Here is a 17,815-nt window from a genome sequence, read left to right on the forward strand (position 1 = left end):
AGGCGTGCTTCAATGGCGATAAATGAACCAAAGGCGGGCTTAGGTTCAGATGATTGCGGTTGGGAGGTGCTGGGGATTGCGCTAAGCGCAATCCAGAGGTTCAATACCTAGCAATTCATTGCTCATAAAATAGGCAAATGGATAAAAACGCGTCATCATATACGCTTAGATTATTTGCATAGAAAACTAAGGCGCCCAGGTCTTTAACACTTTTCGCAAAGTGGACAGGCTCTGATAGCCTGCTTCCAGCCCTGCAAGGGCCAACGGCACGCCTTCTGCCCGACGCCGCATGACGTGCGAGACCCTTAATCGCTGCCGCCATTCGACGAAACTCATACCTGTTTCGTGGCGGAATTTGCGCGTCATTGTGCGACGGCTCATGCCGACTTTATCAGCCCAGTCGTCAATGGTGAGGTCGTTACCGGGATTATCGAGCAAATCCCGGCAGAGCCTGCGTAGTTGCTTTTCGGAAGGCAACGGGACCGTATAAGGCTGTTGATCGGCATTGCGAATTTCATCAAGGATCAGCGCCGAAAGATGTTGTCCTCTGCCGGTTTCATCGTAGAGCACTGGTTCATTTGCCAGCGCCTGTATACTTGCATCAAGTAGCGCTGAAACTTTCAGAATCCGTGTGGGTTCCCAAACATCGCGTAAAACGCTTTCTTCCAGATAGACAGAATGCATTTTTGTTTCGCCGAAGGTTTGAACCGCATGCGGCAGGTCAGGTGCGATGAGAATAGCGTAACCGCTGGGGAGCATAAATGCGCCTTCTTCAGTCATTGCGGTCATATAGCCGCTATTGCCATAAAGAAGCTGTCCACGTCGGTGACTGTGCCAGCCGAAATTCATACTAACCGTATATTCACGACGCATCACAGCCAGAGGCCGTTTGATGTCCTGATAATCAATTGCATGTTTCGGTCGCATTCAGTGTTCCATTTGGCCCAATTTGACTAAAAAAGTCATATTTGATGGAGATTGCAGAATTTTGACCCGATTGCAACCGAGTTTGGCCTGACTCAACAAGTGATGATGAATATATTCTGCTTCGCAACGCATTGATATGCTGGCGTAATTTAGAATTATTCTGAATTCTACGATTACGCAACATCAAATTTGATAGTTAAAGCCTGCGGTCGTTATCGTCAGCGGGACACATCTCGTTTACTTGCTAAACGACCAGGAGAGCCGAATTGAATACGAGTAGCATCGCTGCCCGCGAAACAAACTTTAACATCAAGACAGTGTGTTTCGGTGCACACACCCTTTTCAAAGCGGCGCTAATGGCGGGCGTTGCTGCCATTACCGTATCCAAGCCAACTCTTGCTCAGGAAGCGGGCGTCATCCAGCTGCAAACTATTGAGGTTCAGGCAACTGGAGGTAAGGGTCCACGCACGCCTGTTAAGGGATACATTGCCGATTATAGCCGTGCTGCTACCAAGAGCGACATTGCCATTCGCGAAGCTCCGCAATCAATCTCTGTCGTAACCCGCGATAATATGAATGACAGGGCGGTTCAGTCTGTCAGTGAAGCAATGCTGTACAGTGCCAATGTTAACGCTCAGCGTTATGGTGCTGATGTCCGTTCTGATTATTTTACAGTTCGCGGCTTTCCTGCAGATCTATATCTCGATGGCTTGCGCATTCCTCAGATTGCGAGCCAGTCGGGCGGTTATTCCGGTTTTGTTGTGGAACCCTATTCGCTGGAAAGCGTGGAGATTCTCCGTGGCCCAAGTTCCGCTCTGTTCGGCCAGAGCAACGTTGGCGGCATCGTCAATATGGTCAGTAAACAACCGCAGGCTGAAGCGGCCCATGAGATCTATTTGCGTGGCGGAAGCTTTGGCCGCAAGGAACTGGGCTTCGACACCACTGGGTCGATCAACAATGATCCGCGATTTACCTATCGCCTTAACGGTATATTCCGCGACAGCGATACCTCTTATGATTTTGGCAAAAACAACCGTTTTGCCATCAATCCTAGCTTCGCGTGGCGCCCTGATGCTGACACGAGCCTGATCGTATCAGGCGGCTATCTCAAAGACGATATGGGTCAGGCTGGCGTTATCATTCCAGCTTACGGAAGTGTCCTGCCGAGCCCGTCAGGGCAGAGCATATCACGTGATTTCTCGGATGGTGATCCACGCAACGCCGTCTATAAAAAGGAAATTGGCTACGTAGGATATGCGTTTGAACATCGCTTCAACGACACCTTCACGCTGCGTCAGAATTTCCGCTATTCGCACATGAAAACCGATTATCGCAATCTGTTTACAGGCGTTTTGCCGACGAATGGATGGAATGGCCACACCATTCCGCGCACCAATTATCTCGCGCAGCCAGAACTTGATGCAATTGCATTCGACACGCAGTTGGAATCCCGTTTCGATACCGGTCCGTTGTCTCATACCTTGCTTTTTGGCGTAGATCAGCAGTGGCAGCGGTTGGACAACTACACGGCTTCTGCGAGTGGCCCTTCTCAAGATCTTTTCAACCCGACTTACGACAAATCTATTGCCAGGCTTTCGCCCACGACGCGCCTCCTGCAAAAGCAGTATCAGACCGGCATCTATGTGCAGGATCAGATCGAAGCAGGTAATCTGCGCGTAACGCTTGGTGGGCGTAAGGATTTTGCCCGCATCGATTCCGAGCAGACGACACTTTCCACCGGCCGCACCGTGGATTACGATCAAAATCCGAATAAGTTCACCGGGCGCGTCGGTGTGGCTTATGTCTTCGATTCAGGGTTTGTGCCTTATGCGCTCTACTCGACATCTTTCTTGCCAACGCTAACGCTTGCAGACACACCTTTAAAGCCGACAACTGGCACGTTGAAGGAAGTGGGTCTGAAATATGCACCCGAAGGCGAAGATTATTCGGTAACGCTCTCTGCATTTGAAGCCGAACAGCAGAATGTCGTCAATCGTATCTCCGGCGTTTATTATCAGACCGATGAAGTCCGTGTTCGCGGTGTAGAACTCGAAGGAACGGCACGCTTGTGGAGCCGCTTGAATGTGACTGGGGGATTGAGCTTCCAGGACCCGGAAGTCAGCGAAAGCCAGAATCCGGCTCAAATCGGCAAGCTGCCTTATACGGTTCCAAAGAACCAGCAGTCGTTGTTCCTGAGCTATGATGTGCCTTTGCCAGACAGCATGAATGGCAATCTGGTTGTCGGTGGCGGTGTACGCCGCATCGGTAAGACGGCGGGCGATACACTCAACACCTTCTACGTCCCGTCTTATACTCTTGTTGACGCGTTCCTGCGTTACGACCTTGGTAACTATCGCTTACAGGTCAATGCATATAATCTTGGCGACAAGAAATATGTGGCAGGATGTAATTCAACAAGCCAATGCTATTTTGGCCAGGGCAGATCCGTTGTCGCAACGACGAGTGTTCGATGGTAGCAGCGTTTTCACGGCGCGAGATTTTGGTGGGAGCGGCTTTGGCCGCTCTCACGCGCGTTGTTGGTGCACAAACACCACCTAGAATTGTTACCCTCGAATGGGCCGAGACAGAGATGGTTCTGTCGCTGGGGCTTATTCCATCGGGAGTGGCCGATCTTGCTGGCTATCGCCAGTGGGTAGGCATTGAGAATGAAAAGCTTGCTGACGCCGTTGACGTGGGTGGCCGTCAGCAACCAAGCCTTGAGGCGCTCATGCGCTTAAAGCCTGATCTTATCGTTACGTCTGCGCTGCGCCACGGTGCGATTGCTTCTCGACTGAAAGAAATCGCCCCAACCATTTTACTGGATGAAGGCTCTGACACAGCAGATTTTTATGAAGCGACCAGGCTCAGTCTTTTAAATGTTGCAGAAGCCATCGGCCATGAAGCTACCGGACTGGCCGAATGGCAGTCATTTGAGGAGCAGCTTGTTGCTGTTCAAAAGGAAAACCGCAACTCCGTGAATGTGATTGTTGCACAGCCATTGCCTGGAGTTGCCCGGCTCCGTATTTTCACATCCAATTCTCTGATCATGAGGACGCTTGCAAATGCTGGGTTCTCAAGAGGAATTGATCGTGGCACTCAATCCTTTGGCTTTACGACGTTTGGGTTGGAAGAGTTGGCAACACTGAGCGCCGATACGAAGCTCTTGATGCTCGATGAGACAGTGCCGATTGAGCTAAGCCAAAGTGCCATCTGGCCTGTTTTGCCGATGGTCGCTTCCCGACAAGTCTACACTATCGGCCGTAATATCTGGCCTTTCGGGTCCACGCGATCAATGTTGCGACTTGTGGAAAAAACAACGAGCGCCTTAGCAATCTGATTTGATCTTGTTCCGACTTACTGAGCGATATCATCGCTCTAAACTGATTGTTTGCGCATCAACATGATGAACAACGGCGTGCCAATAAAGGCCGTCACTATTCCCGCTGGAATTTCGTATGGCGCGATCACAGATCGTCCTATCATATCTGCCAATACGGTGAGGATTGCGCCTATCAGCGCTGTAACTGGCAGGAGATGGCGATAACGCGCACCGCAGCAAAGGCGCGCGGCATGTGGCGCTATCAACCCAACAAATCCTATAGCGCCGACAGCAGCCACAGCGCCTGCGACAGATAGGGCCGCTATCAGCATCACCCACATCCGCGTCGAGAACGGTTCAACCCCGAGAGATTGTGCGCCGTCATGACCAAGTGCAAGTATGTCGAGCCGCTGTGCAAACGCCATTGCTGCTACAAGAAGGATGAGCCACGGCGCGAGTGCTTCAACGTCGTGCCAGCTACGGCCGTGCGTTGAGCCAGCCAGCCAGGACAGGGCTTCCGCAACCTGTAGCTTGGCTTCAATAACGACAATCGTGCTAAACGCAGAAAGACTGGCTGCAATTGCAAGGCCGGTCAATGCAATGCTTACCGGCGACAAACGAAGCCCGAGCACGGATATCAAGATAACGACGCTACCTGCACCCGCGGCTGCGAACAAAGCAAAGAGCGGGCTCCCTGGAACAAAACCTATAAGGAGCGCAAGGAGACTTGCGAGCGCCGCCCCTTGAGCAAGTCCGAGGGTTTCAGGTCCCGATAATGGGTTGCGCGTAACTGCCTGAAGCAACAGACCTGCGACTGCCAACAATGCGCCGGCACCCATCGCTATGAAAACGCGAGGCATTCGCAGTGCGTAGACCGTATTCCAGTCTAGTTGCCTGCCTGCGATGCCATCACCAAAGGTGACCCCCACAAAAGCAGATAGGCATAAGAGCAACAAGAGGGTGACATAGAGTGGCAGCTTTCGCGCGAATAACACTTTCCCCAGCAAAATATTGGCGCGTGTGCTCGTTTCGCTTTTTACCTTTCGAAGGATAAAAATCAAAACAGGCGCAGCAAGACACGCAGCGAGAATTCCAGTTGGTATTACCCTGCCGTCACGGCTCAAAAATTGAGCGATAACGTCGGCAACTAACAATGCCACCGCGCCCCAAAGACATGCTGTGGGCAACAGAACACGATGTTTGATCAAACCGCTAGCGCGTAAAAAATTGGGGACGGCGAGGCCGATAAAGCCGATAGGCCCAGCGATGGAAACAGCCGCCCCAGACAATATAACCGTAATCAGCAGCCCAACAATGGCTGTGGTTTTTCCAAGACCAAGGCTCGATGCAATATCACTGCCAAGAGCCATGATATCAAATTGTCTGCCAAGCATGATCAGAAGCAAAATGCCCGCAAAAACTATTGGAGCGAGCGGCGCGATCTTATTCCATCCTGTCTGATCCAAAATCCCGGAAGACCAGAGAATAATCCCGGATGCCCGATCATCGGCAGTCAGAATAATTGCTGAGGATATAGCTGAAAATGCAAGCGAGACGGCCACTCCTGCCAACGCGAGCCTGACGGTTTGTGCGCGCAATCCACCACCGACCGACAAGCAAACCAATCCGCCAATTGCACCGCCCAGGATGGTTGCTGCAAAACTTGGAAAAGCAAAAGGCAACAGGAGGCTCGATATGACGAGGGCAAGTTGTGCGCCGCTGGTAACAGCTAGAATATCTGGTGCGGCGAGTGGATTTCGCAGAATTGTCTGCATGACGGTGCCGGCTGCGGCGAGTGCTGCACCGACAAATATGGCCGCCAGTGCTCGTGGAAGGCGAATGGTTTCGATGACAATCTGCGCAACAGATTGCGGTCTGAAGGGAGCCTGTAATACGTCTTGCATTGTGACGTTGGCGCTGCCGACAATAAGCTCTGCGAATGTGAGAAAGAGCAGCGAAATAAGTCCAAGAAAGATCAGGCTCGCAGGAAGTGCGAAAGAACCAGATCTCAAAGTTGGGGCTGAATTCACGCTCAATTTTTTGACTGCTCGTCGTCAGGATCGACCCAGCGCGGCAGGCAGAAGGGGATCGGCAAAACCGGATGTTGCGTTATATCGATATCGAAATCAAATGCCTCTTTGAGGTGTAGTTTTGTGAAAACCGTTCCCGGCTCACCTGATGCCATGACACGACCTTTGCGCATCAGGATTACATGATCTGCAAGTTCAATCACCTGATTGAGATCATGGAGCACCGCAACGATGGTCAGTTGTCGTTCGCGATTAAGCGTCTTCAACAGCGTCAGGAGTTCGGATTGATGACGAATGTCCAGAAAGTTTGTTGGTTCATCCAGAAAGAGAACAGACGGATTTTGCGCGAGCGCGAGAGCGACCCAGGCCCGTTGTCGTTCCCCACCTGAAAGCGATGAAACATGTCGGTGACGCAAGTCCTGTAAACCGACCTGAGCTATCGCGCCCGCAATAAGTTCCCGATCTTCCGGCCCCAGCCGTGAAAACAAACGACGGTGCGGATGCCGACCATTTTCAACCAGCTCCTCGACAGTCAATCCAGCTGGAACTTCAGGCATCTGACCCAGCACTGCAATCTTTCGGGCAAGATCAACCCGCCGTAAATGGCTGATATCCGTTCCTTCAAAGAAAACAGTGCCTTGTGAGGGTGTTTGTAGGCGCGCCATGCTACGCAGCAGGGTGCTTTTTCCCGAACCATTGGCCCCGCATATAACGGTAATTTTCCCCGGCGCGACCGATACGCTGACTGTAGCTAATGCCGGCGTACCTTCATAAATGACGGAGAGGTCAGCGACACGAATGATTGCATCTTCCATTGTGCTTCTAATCTTCCCGATGCCTGTTATATGCGCTTTGGGGTATCACAAACGCCCGTCTTGGGAATAATCAAAACAACTGCAGCAGGCAAGGGCGATAGCAACCTTTATGGTATTGTCGAGCGCATCCGGTTTCGGCCGATTGGCAGCATCATTGGCCGACCTGATGTGGGGTCGATGATAATGCGGCTTTCAAGATTGAAAACCTCCTGAACATTCTGTTCGGTCAACACCGTTTCAGGAGTACCCTCGATATGAAGACACCCGTCAGCCATAGCAACAAGATGGTCGGCATATCTTGCGGCCAGATTGAGATCATGCAGCACCATTACAATAGTTGTCCCACGCGCCCGATTAAGGTCTGTAAGCAGATCCAGAACTTCAATCTGGTGACTGATATCGAGGAACGTCGTCGGCTCGTCGAGCAACAAAATGTCTGTCTGTTGCGCTAGTGCCATCGCAATCCAGACGCGTTGCTTTTGACCGCCCGACAGCTCATCGACCGGCTTTTCGGCAAGCTCAGCAGTTTTTGTTGCCGATAGAGCCGCCGCTACTGCTTCGTTATCTTCATGTGTCCATCGAGAGAAAATGCCCTGATAGGGATGCCTTCCCCGACTCACCAGATCAGCAACCGTGATGCCTTCGGGCGCGACAGGTGATTGAGGAAGCAACCCCAAAGACCGAGCGAGGGCGCGGGAAGGAATTTTATGAATTGACTTGCCGTCCAACAGCACGTTTCCCCGATGAGGGGTAAGAAGCCGTGACATGCTGCGCAAAAGGGTCGACTTTCCACATGCGTTGGAACCGACGATGACAGTTATTTTTCCGGCAGGGACGTCCAGATCAAGTCCTTCAAGTATTAGTGTATCGCCATAGCCGGACGATAGTTGGCTGACTTTGAGCGTGTGATTTGTCACAGCGAGCCTCCGGTTCGATTGACGCGAACAATGAGATAGATGAGATAAGGCGCACCTAGCGCCCCGGTGACGACCCCAACAGGGTAACGCCCCGGCAACATGAACTGACCGATGTAGTCACCAGCCAGAACGAGAATTGCTCCGATCAATGCTGCAGGCACAAGCAATGATCCGTTATTGCGCAACACTCGTGAAGCGATAGGGCCTGACAGAAACGCGACAAAGGATATAGGCCCCGCAACTGCCGTCGCAAATGAGATCATTCCGACAGCAGCTATGACGACAATTATGCGCGTTTGAGCAACTTTTGTTCCCAGTGCAGATGCGGTATCGTCACCCAGACGCAGGGACTCCAGATCACGTGTCCGGCTCAACAGCAGACCGCCAAAAATGATGAGAGCGAAAAACAGCGGTGTAACCTGATCCAATCTGGCCCCGTTAACACTGCCAGTCAGCCACCGCATTGCTTCCTGAAGGTTCCATGCCGGAGCACTGGAAAGGATGTAGGCAATAAAGCTCTCCAGCATCGCCGAAACGCCGATCCCGACCAAAATCAGACGCGTTCCGGCAACGCCGTTTCGAGAAGATAAAGCATAGACCAGCAAAGCAACTCCCAACCCGCTAACGACCGCAAAAATTGAGACGGCTGGGCCACTCATAGACAGAACAACAATCGCAAAGACAGCTGCCGCACTTGCGCCCGAGCTAATTCCGATAATATCGGGGCTGGCCAAAGGATTACGCAACATGGTCTGAAACGCTACGCCGCCCAAACCGAAACTCAAACCGGCCAAGACCGACAATATTGCTCGTGGTAGTCGTAGTTGCCCGACCGTAAAGTTGGCACCAGGAACGGTTTCCCCCAACAGAACACGCATCACATCGCCTGGCGGCGTGAAAGATTGTCCTAACGTGAGCGTTAAGGCAAAAAAAGCCACCAAAACGGTGGTCAGAGCGGCAATCAGTAGCAAGCGATTGCGATGACTGCGCTTGCGACCACGCGTTAGTTCTTCAATCAGCGGGGAGTACAAGATCACAACTCCCGCACGCGTTGACGTCTGACGATCCAGATGAAGAACGGAGCTCCAATGAAAGCTGTGATGATACCAACGTCGATTTCTGCAGGTCTGGCAATAAGACGCCCGACTATGTCCGAAGATAACAGGAGACATGCTCCGCTAATCGCAGAGAAGGGAAGGAGCCAGCGATGATCCACACCAACCAGAAGGCGACAGAGATGAGGAACAATTAATCCAACGAAGCCGATTGGCCCGCATATCGCAGTCGTAGCGCCGCAAAGAAAGATCGCACCAACGGCCGTAAATAGTCGCGTAATCGTGACATTCTCGCCAAGACCAGCCGCGAGTTCGTCTCCCAGTGCCAATGAATTGAGCTTTCTTGCCGACAGCAAACTGATGGCAAACCCCGCAAGCAGGAAGGGTAATACATAGGAAATGCGGTCGAAGGTGGCGCCGCCAACGCCGCCGATCTGCCAAGAGCGTATTCCGCCTGCCAGATCGGCTCGAGGCAATATTATAGCGATTACAAGTGAGGAAGCAGCAACGGAAGTTGCAGCGCCCGCGAGAGCGAGTTTAAGTGGTGTCGCGCCACCGCGGCCTAGAGAGCCAATGGTGTAGACAAAGACGGCAGCTGAAGCCGCACCACCGATTGCGACCCAGATATAGACGTGTGCGGAAGCAATGTTGAACCAGGCGATAGCGATGACTATTGCAAGCGATGCTCCCATATTGACGCCAAGAATGCCGGGGTCTGCAAGCGGATTACGCGTGATGCCTTGCATGACGCCCCCCGCAAGTCCGAGCGCCGCACCTGCTAACAGCGCAAGCAAAGTTCGAGGTATTCGCGTCGCTACAGCAGCCTGCCCGATGGTGTCGTCATGGCCGCCGAGAGCAGATAGAATTTCTGTCCACGACACATCCCTTGTGCCGAGCGCGACAGAAAGAAAACAAGCAACGATAAGAACGATCACGAGAATCAGAAGCCACAGCGATCGGATACTATTAGAGGAACGTGGATAAACAGGCGTATCCGATCGATTAAGTCTGCCGGAAATCATTTGGTCTTTTCCGCAGCATTCGCCAGAAGAGAAACATAGTCCTTCAGTACCCAGGAAATTGAGAGCGGTGTCGGATTTGCTGCGGTACCCAGTGGATCTCTGCCCAACATCACAACTGCATCGTTGGTAACGACGGGCAATTTGGAGAGAAGGGGGTTGGCACGCATCGCTGAGAAGAGCTGGGCACCCCCATATGTTACAACGATATCCACATCATCGAACAAATCAATACGCTCAGCGCTAATCGAGCCGGAAAACTGACCCGGCTTGGATGCCTCAACAACGCTTTCCGGTGATACAAGGCCTAAGTCCTGAAAGAATTTCACTCTGGTGTCATTCGTCGTGTAAAAATTGATTGTGCTAAGATCAGTCGCATCAAGATGTGTCACAAACATAGCCGTTTTACCCTTGAGATGCGGGTATCTGTTGACTGTTTGTGTGATGTCAGCGTCGATTTTCCTGATAAGCGCATCGCCTTCCTCAGACATGCCCATTCCAGCACTGTTGAGATGAATCATCTCGCGCCAGTCGGTTGACCAGGCTGCCTGAGGATAGGCGACAACCGGAGCGATTTGGCTCAGGGTTTCATAATCCGATTGGCTTAAACCAGAATATGCTGCCAGAATGACATCCGGATTGGTTGCAGCCACAGCTTCGAAGTCGATCCCATCGCCTTCGTCAAAGAGCACGGGTTTATCTGCACCGAGTTGCTCCAGTCGCTCAGCAACCCACGGCAGCAGACCATCCCCATCATCGTCGCCGAAATTGGCCGCGGCCATTCCGACGGGTACGACGCCAAGCGCGAGGGGCACTTCGTGGTTCGCCCACGCTACCGTTGCAATACGCCGTGGCTGCTTTTCAATGATGGTTGTGCCAAAAGCATGTTTTATAACAATTGGATAGGTTTGATGTTCATTCGCAACAGCTGCCCCCATTCGCCCTGCGAACAGACAAATTACGGCCAATATGAACAAAGAACGGATAAAGCGTGACATGGGTGTACTCCCATCATTTAAAAGTTGCCACTCACTTTCAGGTTAACAGAAAGCCGTCAAGGGCGGTGGTTAAACCATGTCAATTTTGCGGCGAAATAACCGTGGTTTTTTACAATAATGCCGATTTCTACAATACTGGACAATCAATCTCAAGTTAGTGGCGAGTTCAGAAAATTGCGATACAAACGGGCATGCACTCTAGAATGCAGCCATTCATAAGATCTGGACCGGGACGTATCCAAAAATGACCTCTCAACATTCCAAAAAGACTGGGAATGTTGGCCGATTGTAACTGAAAAAGAGATTCCGGGACTAGACAATGGACATCAACACCACTCCTGTTAGCAATCGACAAGCTGAGATGTGCGCGCGGAAAACAGTTCTTTTAAGCTGCTCTGCATTGGTGATGTTCATGCCAACGCTTTCCTTCGCACAGCAGACGGATGTTTCTGCAGCGCCAGTGGTGCTTCAAACAATCACCGTCGATGGTAAGGCTGGAGAGGATGACGATAGGAACTCTATTGTCGCAACAAAAATCACGAGCGGTAGCAAGATGCCTACCGATATCCTTGATACTCCGGCGTCCGTATCAGTAATCACCGCTAAGGAAATTCAGCAACGCGGCGCTCAGAATGTGGAACAGATCCTGCAATATACAGCAGGTGTTTCAACCGATTTCTATGGCTCGGACGACAGATTTGATTTCTTCAAAATTCGTGGTTTTGATGCCACCACCTATCGTGATGGCCTTCCTCTGGGGCGTCCGTTTGGCGGTATTCGCGAGGAACCTTACGCGTTTGAACGTGTCGAGGTATTGAAGGGCGGCAATTCCACGGTATTTGGCGTGTCGGATCCGGGCGGATCAGTCAACTACGTCACCAAGCGTCCAAGGAGTGAGCGTTTCGGAGAGGCCTATGTGACGGGCGGCTCATTCAGCCATAAGGAAATCGGGTTTGATTTCGGCGATAATCTGACATCGGATGATACGTTGTCTTATCGACTGACGGGCAAATTCAGAGATGCCGATGCCGAATATGATTATTCACGTGATGATGAGAAGTTCATCATGGGAGGTCTGACCTGGCGTCCGGATGACGCCACCAATTTGACGATCGTCTTTGATCATCTGCATAAGAACGGTGTTCCCGGGAGCGGTGGACACCCGGTTGGCACTGATTTTAAAAGAAGCCGCTTCTTCGGTGAGCCCGATTATAATTATCGGGGCACTGATCGAAACACGGTCAGTGCGATGTTCGACCATGATTTCGGAAATGGCTTTAGCGTGAGCGTCAATGGGCGTTACAGCAAGCAGAATACCGATTTCGGTTATGCCTATATTTCCTCTACCCCGAATGATGGATCAACGCTTGCCGGGCGTTCGTTCTTCGGCAATGAAGCATCAGGTGAAAACTTCATCGGTGATGCCAATGTGCAATACGAAACCGATTTTGCAAACGTCAAAAGTCGCACGATGCTCGGGTTTCAGTATAATAATTATACTGGCAACAACGCGACCTGGTGGGGTAGTGCGCCAAGCATTGACTGGGCAAACCCGGTCTATACCGGAGCGCCCGTTAACGTGCCCCTTCTAAGTAATATCGGAAGCAAGCAGAAGACAAAGGCAATCTACTTGCAGCAGGATTTCACCATTGCTGAGCAGTGGATTGCAACCGTTGGTCTGCGCAATGACTGGCTTGATCTGAAGCAAACAAACAATTTGAACAACAGTACCACTGAAGCGGACTTCAACGAGTTCACAAGTCGCTTTGGTCTGACTTACAAAGTCACTGACGAATGGGCAGTTTATGCGAGTTATGCCGAGTCAGTCGCGCCACCAGCTATCGGAGTTGATCCGGAACGTGGTGATCAGTACGAGGTTGGAGTCAAATACAGACCAGACGCTTTCCCGGCCTTGTTCAGCCTCGCAGTTTATAACCTCACCAAGAATAACATCTCAGTAACTGATCCAATTACGGCTCAACCAAGTACGATTGGCGAGGTGCGGGTTCGCGGTATTGATCTTGAAGCTAAAGCCGAACTCACAAATAATCTTAGTCTTACTGCAGCATATTCCTATCTGGATCCGGAAATTGTCGAGAACGGCGGGGATGGAACCGAAGGCAATCGACCACAATTTGTATCTCAGCATCTCGCCTCACTTTGGGCAAATTATACCTTGCCCGGCAGCGGTAAAATTGGCGATATGACGTTTGGTCTGGGTGGTCGGTATACGGGAGCCTATTATTTCACGGCCGCGAACACATCAGGTGCGGGTGGTAATGTCGTCTTCGACGCTGCTTTCAGTTACGAATTCCTGGACAATTCCACGCTGGAAGTGAACGTCAGCAATCTGTTTGACAAAAAGTATGTCGCGTATGGTGGCTTCGGTGCCGATTTCTATAATCCGGGCCGCGAAATCACAGCAACTCTGCGTCGTACCTGGTAAAATAAATCGCCACAGGCCGGTAATCCGGGCTGTGGCGTTACTATTTGCGATGGTTATTGCCTGTTTTGCTGCAATCGACGCCATGCCGCCGGTGTTTCACCAACGATCTGTCTGAACGTCTTGGTCAAGTGAGCCTGATCGGTAAAGCCAAGCTGAGCGGCGACACCTGCAACTGTCGCATCGCCCAGGCATAGCAATTTCTGAGCGCGATCAATGCGTTTCGTAAGCTGCCATTGGAGTGGGGTTTGACCTGTTGTTTGTTTGAAGACATTCGCAAACCAACTCTCCGATAACCCAACGGTCGCAGCCATCTCGGAAACACTAAGACGGCCATCATTGGAAACACCAATGCGGGCGTTGAGCTTGTTCATCTGTGCCTGAGTGAGCCGACCATTGCCCTGCTTGTCTTCAATCCGAGCTGTAACCAGCAAGCGGGCCAGAATGGTACCAATCAGATTCTCAACATAAAGCGAATGCTGAGTGGGATTGGATACCTCCTCTTCAAGAAGTCGCGCGAGGGTGTCAAGCGATCCTATATCTTGTAACTCAACAGGGCTGCGCACCGTTGTCATAGCGAGCGACATGCCCAGTGACGGACGCAGGTACTTGAGCAAGCGATCCTGATGGAAGTGCAAATTTAAATGAGAGAAACGATGCGTCGCAATTGTATTCGTCCAAAGGGGAACGCCTGCGGGAATGTAGATTGCTCGCGTCATGGGACGCTGGTGCAGAGACTGCCATCCGTCTTTGTTTGATATCCTGATTTTGGATGAAACATCCTGAAAAAAAATCATGATCCGGGGGTCGTGAGATAAAAAGTAGCCTGAGGCACCCGAGGGGCTTTCCGCTTCCCAATAGACGCTCACCATTCCATCCAAAACACGCCATTTTACCGGCGCGGTGACACGAATGCCGTCGGCGTTCCAAATCATAGAGTGCCAGAAGCTCAACGTTTTGACCGTCCCAATAAAAATCGTCTTTCGGCTTTACCGAACGAACACATTAAAGATGAGTAATTTTATCACCTTAATGCCGAGTGGCAAGTCGTGAATGCATGATTGGAACAAAGTGAGTTTCTTCATGTTTCAAGTTGCATATCACTTCTTGTGTCTTCGTAGTTCTTGTGCAAGCATTTGGGCAGAGGAGGACGGTCATGGTGTCGACACTGTCGCACATCAAAGAGATTGAGCGTGTCGCTATGGGCGGCGCTTCCGATCGTGATCGTCCTGTTATCCAATCCTGGCTGCGATGCCTCAACGAATACCAGCTCAACCCTGCCCAGACGCAGGAAGCCTATATCGTGCCGGATACTCTGCTAAGGGAGCATCGCGAGCAGTCAGAAGAACTCATACGCATTGGACGAACCGGCCTCGAAGCCCTTTTCAGGCAAGTGGCGGATCAAAGCTACGTGTTATTGCTCTCGGATGCGAGAGGAGTCACGGTCGAATTTATGGGCGACCCGACCTTCGATAATCAACTTCGAAAAGCTGGGCTTTATCTTGGATCGGAATGGTCTGAGGTCCGGGCGGGGACTTGTGCAGTAGGCGCCTGCATGGTGTCGGGAAAGCCCGTCATCATTCACCAAGATGACCACTTCGATGCATGCCATATCGGCCTGACCTGCACCGCAGCTCCGATTTTTGACACTTTTGGTGATTTGTCGGCAGTTCTTGATATCTCGCAACTGCGCTCGCCGACTGCAAAGGCAAGCCAGCAACTCGCACTTCATCTGGTCGCTTCTACCGCGCGGCGTATCGAGCTCGCCAATCTGATGACCAGAGCGCACGAGGACTGGGTATTGCGATTGGCGAAATTGCCAGATTTTCTCGATGTCGATCCTGATGCTGCAATTACGATCAATGGAAATGGTTTGATCACGGGTATGACGCATGGAGGCTTTGGTGTCGTCGCGCGCGGGATGAACCTCAACAATGTTGCCACCAAAGACTTTATTGGTCAGTCGATTTCTGATGTCTTTGATATCGACATAGATCAGCTGCCAACTCTTATGCGGGGGCGTCCGAACGGCGAACGTCTGGTTCGTGCGCGCAATGGTCTGGCATTATTTGCAAGCGCCATTGCTCCCGTCAGTAGTTTCAGAGCGTCGCCGGTCACCGCATCGGTGAGGTTACCGTCGGCGCTGCGCCATTTGAGTTTCGGTGACCCTGTCATGGAAGCTCTTCAGGCCCGGGCCGCAAAATTGGCAGATCGTAATCTGCCTATCCTCATCAAAGGTGAAACGGGCAGTGGCAAGGAATATCTGGCCCGCGCCATTCATGATAGTAGTGCGAAGCCCGGTCCCTTCATTGCGGTAAATTGCGCTGCAATTCCAGAGCAACTGATTGAATCCGAGCTGTTTGGTTATGTACCCGGTGCCTTTACTGGTGCGATGCAAAAGGGAAAAATCGGCCTTATTGAAGCTGCCAACGGCGGCACACTGTTTCTGGACGAGATCGGGGATATGCCGTTAACCCTTCAAAGTCGTCTGCTGCGTGTTCTTTCTGAAAACGAAATACAGCCTGTTGGGGCGCTCAAAGCGAAGCCAGTCAAATTCCGGCTTTTGTCGGCGTCTCATCGTGATCTTGCCGTATTGGTTGCTGAAGGCGGGTTTCGTGAAGATCTGCTCTATCGGCTTAATGCCGCGACACTGGTTCTGCCGCCGTTGCGCCAAAGGCAGGATTTTGACGGTATAGTTGATCATCTTCTGCGCCGTATTGGCGACGAGGAAGATGAGACAATCACGATTGATCGCATCGCACGAAAGGCCCTGGCGGCCTATAACTGGCCCGGAAATCTCCGGGAATTGGATAATACGTTACGTGTCTCGGCAGCGGTTGCAACAGAGGCATCAATCACGGTCGACTGTCTGCCTGATCATTTTCAGGCTGATAGTCCGGCCTCAAATTTTCGAAGTCATGCGGACACCTTGCGCAGCCAGCTTGATGAATGCGGCAATAATATTTCCGCGTTAGCGCGAAAACTCGGTGTCAATCGTTCAACGATACACCGCCGTTTGAAACACACCCACTGAGAATGCAACAGTTGCAACATGTGTTGCACAACAACTGTTGCACCATTCACTCGATGGGTATCGGGAATCACATAAAATAAATAATAATCAATCGCTTAGATATTGATCCGCATTTGGCATGCAGCTTGCTCCTCTCATTTGACGATGCAAATGGAGGAGTTATGTATGCGTGCATTGCGCTTTTATGCTGCCAAAGATCTGCGTGTTGAAAACGTGCCACCACCAGCCGATCCCGATTCCAATCTTGAACCAGACCAAGTGCTGATTGAAAATCGCTACTGTGGGATATGCGGGACTGATCTGCACGAATACGCTTATGGACCAATTTTTATTCCGACCGAACCGCATCCCTTTACCAAGGCAACAGCTCCCCAGATCCTGGGACATGAATTTGGCGGCGTGGTCAAATCTGTGGGGACTAATGTAACGCATGTAAAAGTTGGCGATCGTGTATCGGTGCAGCCGCTCATCATGCCTCGCGCTGGGGACTATTTTGCCGATCGTGGTCTTTATCATCTGAGTACCAGTCTGGCATTGGCCGGTCTTTCCTGGCACTCGGGTGGCATGGCAGAACTCGCATTGTTGAACGGCTACAATGTACAGCTGATCCCGGACGATCTGAGCGACGAAGAAGCAGCGCTTATTGAGCCAACCGCGGTGGCAGTATATGCCTGTGATCGTGGTGGCGTTACGGCTGGTAACAGCGTTCTTGTCACTGGTGCTGGGCCGATTGGTATTTTGACCGCAATGGCGGCGCGGGCCGCAGGGGCGTCGCAAGTATTCCTTTCGGACCTCAATGATATACGTTTGCAGCTGGCACGTGAAAAACTCGGTGATGTTCGCACCATCAATCCGAAATCGGAAAATGTCGGTGAGGTGGTTCGAGCAGAAACGGAAGGCAATGTCGGTTGTGACGTTGCTATTGAATGCGTTGGTAATGAGCACGCATTGAAGAATTGTACCGATGCTGTCCGTAAACAGGGTGTGGTCGTGCAGACGGGCTTACATCCCCATGAGAACCCCCTCAACTGGTTTGATGTCACATTCAAGGACATTGATATTCGAGGTTCGTGGGCTTATCCCACCCATTATTGGCCGCGTGTAGCTCGTCTGATTGCAAGCGGTCAGATACCCGCAAGCAAGATCGTGACCAAAACAATTGCGTTGGAGGATGCAGTTGTTGAAGGCTTTGACCGGTTGCTTGATCCAGCTGGCACCCAGCTCAAAATCCTGATCGATCTGAAAAGATAACATCACT

General features: G+C 51.5%; 13 protein-coding genes. 5 read left to right on the top strand and 8 right to left on the bottom strand.

The window, feature by feature from the left end; all coding sequences use genetic code 11:
- Window positions 1–186: 186 nt before the first annotated feature.
- Entirely contained in the window at window positions 187–927 is a 741-nt protein-coding gene (locus C9380_RS22920; RefSeq protein WP_128094789.1) for an AraC family transcriptional regulator, read from the bottom strand.
- 356 nt (window positions 928–1,283) lie between these two features.
- On the opposite strand from C9380_RS22920, the gene C9380_RS22925 reads away from it, so the two are divergent.
- Together C9380_RS22925 and C9380_RS22930 are read left to right on the top strand one after the other, a co-directional pair.
- Window positions 1,284–3,404: a TonB-dependent siderophore receptor gene (locus C9380_RS22925; RefSeq protein WP_374844462.1), complete on the top strand. Its 2,121-nt coding sequence runs from the start codon at window positions 1,284–1,286 to the stop codon at window positions 3,402–3,404.
- Complete coding sequence (locus C9380_RS22930) at window positions 3,398–4,264, top strand: iron-siderophore ABC transporter substrate-binding protein (protein ID WP_128094791.1); 867 nt, start codon at window positions 3,398–3,400, stop codon at window positions 4,262–4,264. The genes C9380_RS22925 and C9380_RS22930 overlap by 7 nt, the downstream gene beginning before the upstream one ends.
- Window positions 4,265–4,302: 38 nt before the next feature.
- Here C9380_RS22930 and C9380_RS22935 read toward each other — a convergent pair whose 3' ends face one another.
- The 6 genes from C9380_RS22935 to C9380_RS22960 form a co-directional block, all read right to left on the bottom strand.
- Window positions 4,303–6,276, bottom strand: coding sequence for an iron ABC transporter permease (locus C9380_RS22935; RefSeq protein WP_128094854.1), 1,974 nt, complete (start codon window positions 6,274–6,276; stop codon window positions 4,303–4,305).
- A gap of 2 nt (window positions 6,277–6,278) precedes the next feature.
- Window positions 6,279–7,091 (bottom strand): ABC transporter ATP-binding protein, encoded by an 813-nt coding sequence (locus C9380_RS22940; RefSeq protein ID WP_128094792.1) that lies wholly within the window; start codon window positions 7,089–7,091, stop codon window positions 6,279–6,281.
- 107 nt (window positions 7,092–7,198) lie between these two features.
- Entirely contained in the window at window positions 7,199–8,008 is an 810-nt protein-coding gene (locus C9380_RS22945) for an ABC transporter ATP-binding protein (RefSeq protein ID WP_105535098.1), read from the bottom strand.
- Window positions 8,005–9,039 carry a FecCD family ABC transporter permease gene (locus C9380_RS22950; RefSeq protein ID WP_374844460.1) on the bottom strand — a complete coding sequence of 345 codons (1,035 nt, stop codon included), beginning with the start codon at window positions 9,037–9,039 and terminating at the stop codon, window positions 8,005–8,007. Before C9380_RS22950 ends, C9380_RS22945 begins: the two co-directional genes overlap by 4 nt.
- Before the next feature lie 2 nt (window positions 9,040–9,041).
- Window positions 9,042–10,085 carry a FecCD family ABC transporter permease gene (locus C9380_RS22955; protein ID WP_105535099.1) on the bottom strand — a complete coding sequence of 348 codons (1,044 nt, stop codon included), beginning with the start codon at window positions 10,083–10,085 and terminating at the stop codon, window positions 9,042–9,044.
- Window positions 10,082–11,080 (bottom strand): iron-siderophore ABC transporter substrate-binding protein, encoded by a 999-nt coding sequence (locus C9380_RS22960; RefSeq protein WP_128094793.1) that lies wholly within the window; start codon window positions 11,078–11,080, stop codon window positions 10,082–10,084. The genes C9380_RS22955 and C9380_RS22960 overlap by 4 nt, the downstream gene beginning before the upstream one ends.
- 319 nt (window positions 11,081–11,399) lie before the next feature.
- Here C9380_RS22960 and C9380_RS22965 point away from each other — a divergent pair, with 319 nt between their 5' ends.
- A complete protein-coding gene (locus C9380_RS22965; protein WP_128094794.1) occupies window positions 11,400–13,526 on the top strand; it encodes a TonB-dependent siderophore receptor in 2,127 nt (708 codons plus the stop codon).
- A gap of 53 nt (window positions 13,527–13,579) precedes the next feature.
- On the opposite strand, the gene C9380_RS22970 is transcribed toward C9380_RS22965, so the two are convergent.
- Window positions 13,580–14,476, bottom strand: coding sequence for a helix-turn-helix domain-containing protein (locus C9380_RS22970; protein ID WP_210249778.1), 897 nt, complete (start codon window positions 14,474–14,476; stop codon window positions 13,580–13,582).
- A gap of 203 nt (window positions 14,477–14,679) precedes the next feature.
- Here C9380_RS22970 and C9380_RS22975 point away from each other — a divergent pair, with 203 nt between their 5' ends.
- Window positions 14,680–16,557, top strand: a complete 1,878-nt coding sequence (locus C9380_RS22975; protein WP_128094795.1) for a sigma-54-dependent Fis family transcriptional regulator — start codon at window positions 14,680–14,682, stop codon at window positions 16,555–16,557.
- Between the two features lie 165 nt (window positions 16,558–16,722).
- Complete coding sequence (locus C9380_RS22980; RefSeq protein ID WP_128094796.1) at window positions 16,723–17,808, top strand: 2,3-butanediol dehydrogenase; 1,086 nt, start codon at window positions 16,723–16,725, stop codon at window positions 17,806–17,808.
- Window positions 17,809–17,815: the final 7 nt, after the last annotated feature.

Source organism: Brucella pituitosa, from assembly GCF_003049685.1.
In the GTDB taxonomy this organism is placed as follows: domain Bacteria; phylum Pseudomonadota; class Alphaproteobacteria; order Rhizobiales; family Rhizobiaceae; genus Brucella; species Brucella pituitosa.

Coding starts and splice junctions, on each gene's coding strand:
- C9380_RS22930 (WP_128094791.1), top strand. CDS start 3,398: ATGGTAGCAGCGTTTTCACGGCGCGAGATTTTGGTGGGAGCGGCTTTG.
- C9380_RS22960 (WP_128094793.1), bottom strand. CDS start 11,080: ATGTCACGCTTTATCCGTTCTTTGTTCATATTGGCCGTAATTTGTCTG.
- C9380_RS22920 (WP_128094789.1), bottom strand. CDS start 927: ATGCGACCGAAACATGCAATTGATTATCAGGACATCAAACGGCCTCTG.
- C9380_RS22955 (WP_105535099.1), bottom strand. CDS start 10,085: ATGATTTCCGGCAGACTTAATCGATCGGATACGCCTGTTTATCCACGT.
- C9380_RS22925 (WP_374844462.1), top strand. CDS start 1,284: ATGGCGGGCGTTGCTGCCATTACCGTATCCAAGCCAACTCTTGCTCAG.
- C9380_RS22975 (WP_128094795.1), top strand. CDS start 14,680: ATGGTGTCGACACTGTCGCACATCAAAGAGATTGAGCGTGTCGCTATG.
- C9380_RS22980 (WP_128094796.1), top strand. CDS start 16,723: ATGCGTGCATTGCGCTTTTATGCTGCCAAAGATCTGCGTGTTGAAAAC.
- C9380_RS22965 (WP_128094794.1), top strand. CDS start 11,400: ATGGACATCAACACCACTCCTGTTAGCAATCGACAAGCTGAGATGTGC.
- C9380_RS22940 (WP_128094792.1), bottom strand. CDS start 7,091: ATGGAAGATGCAATCATTCGTGTCGCTGACCTCTCCGTCATTTATGAA.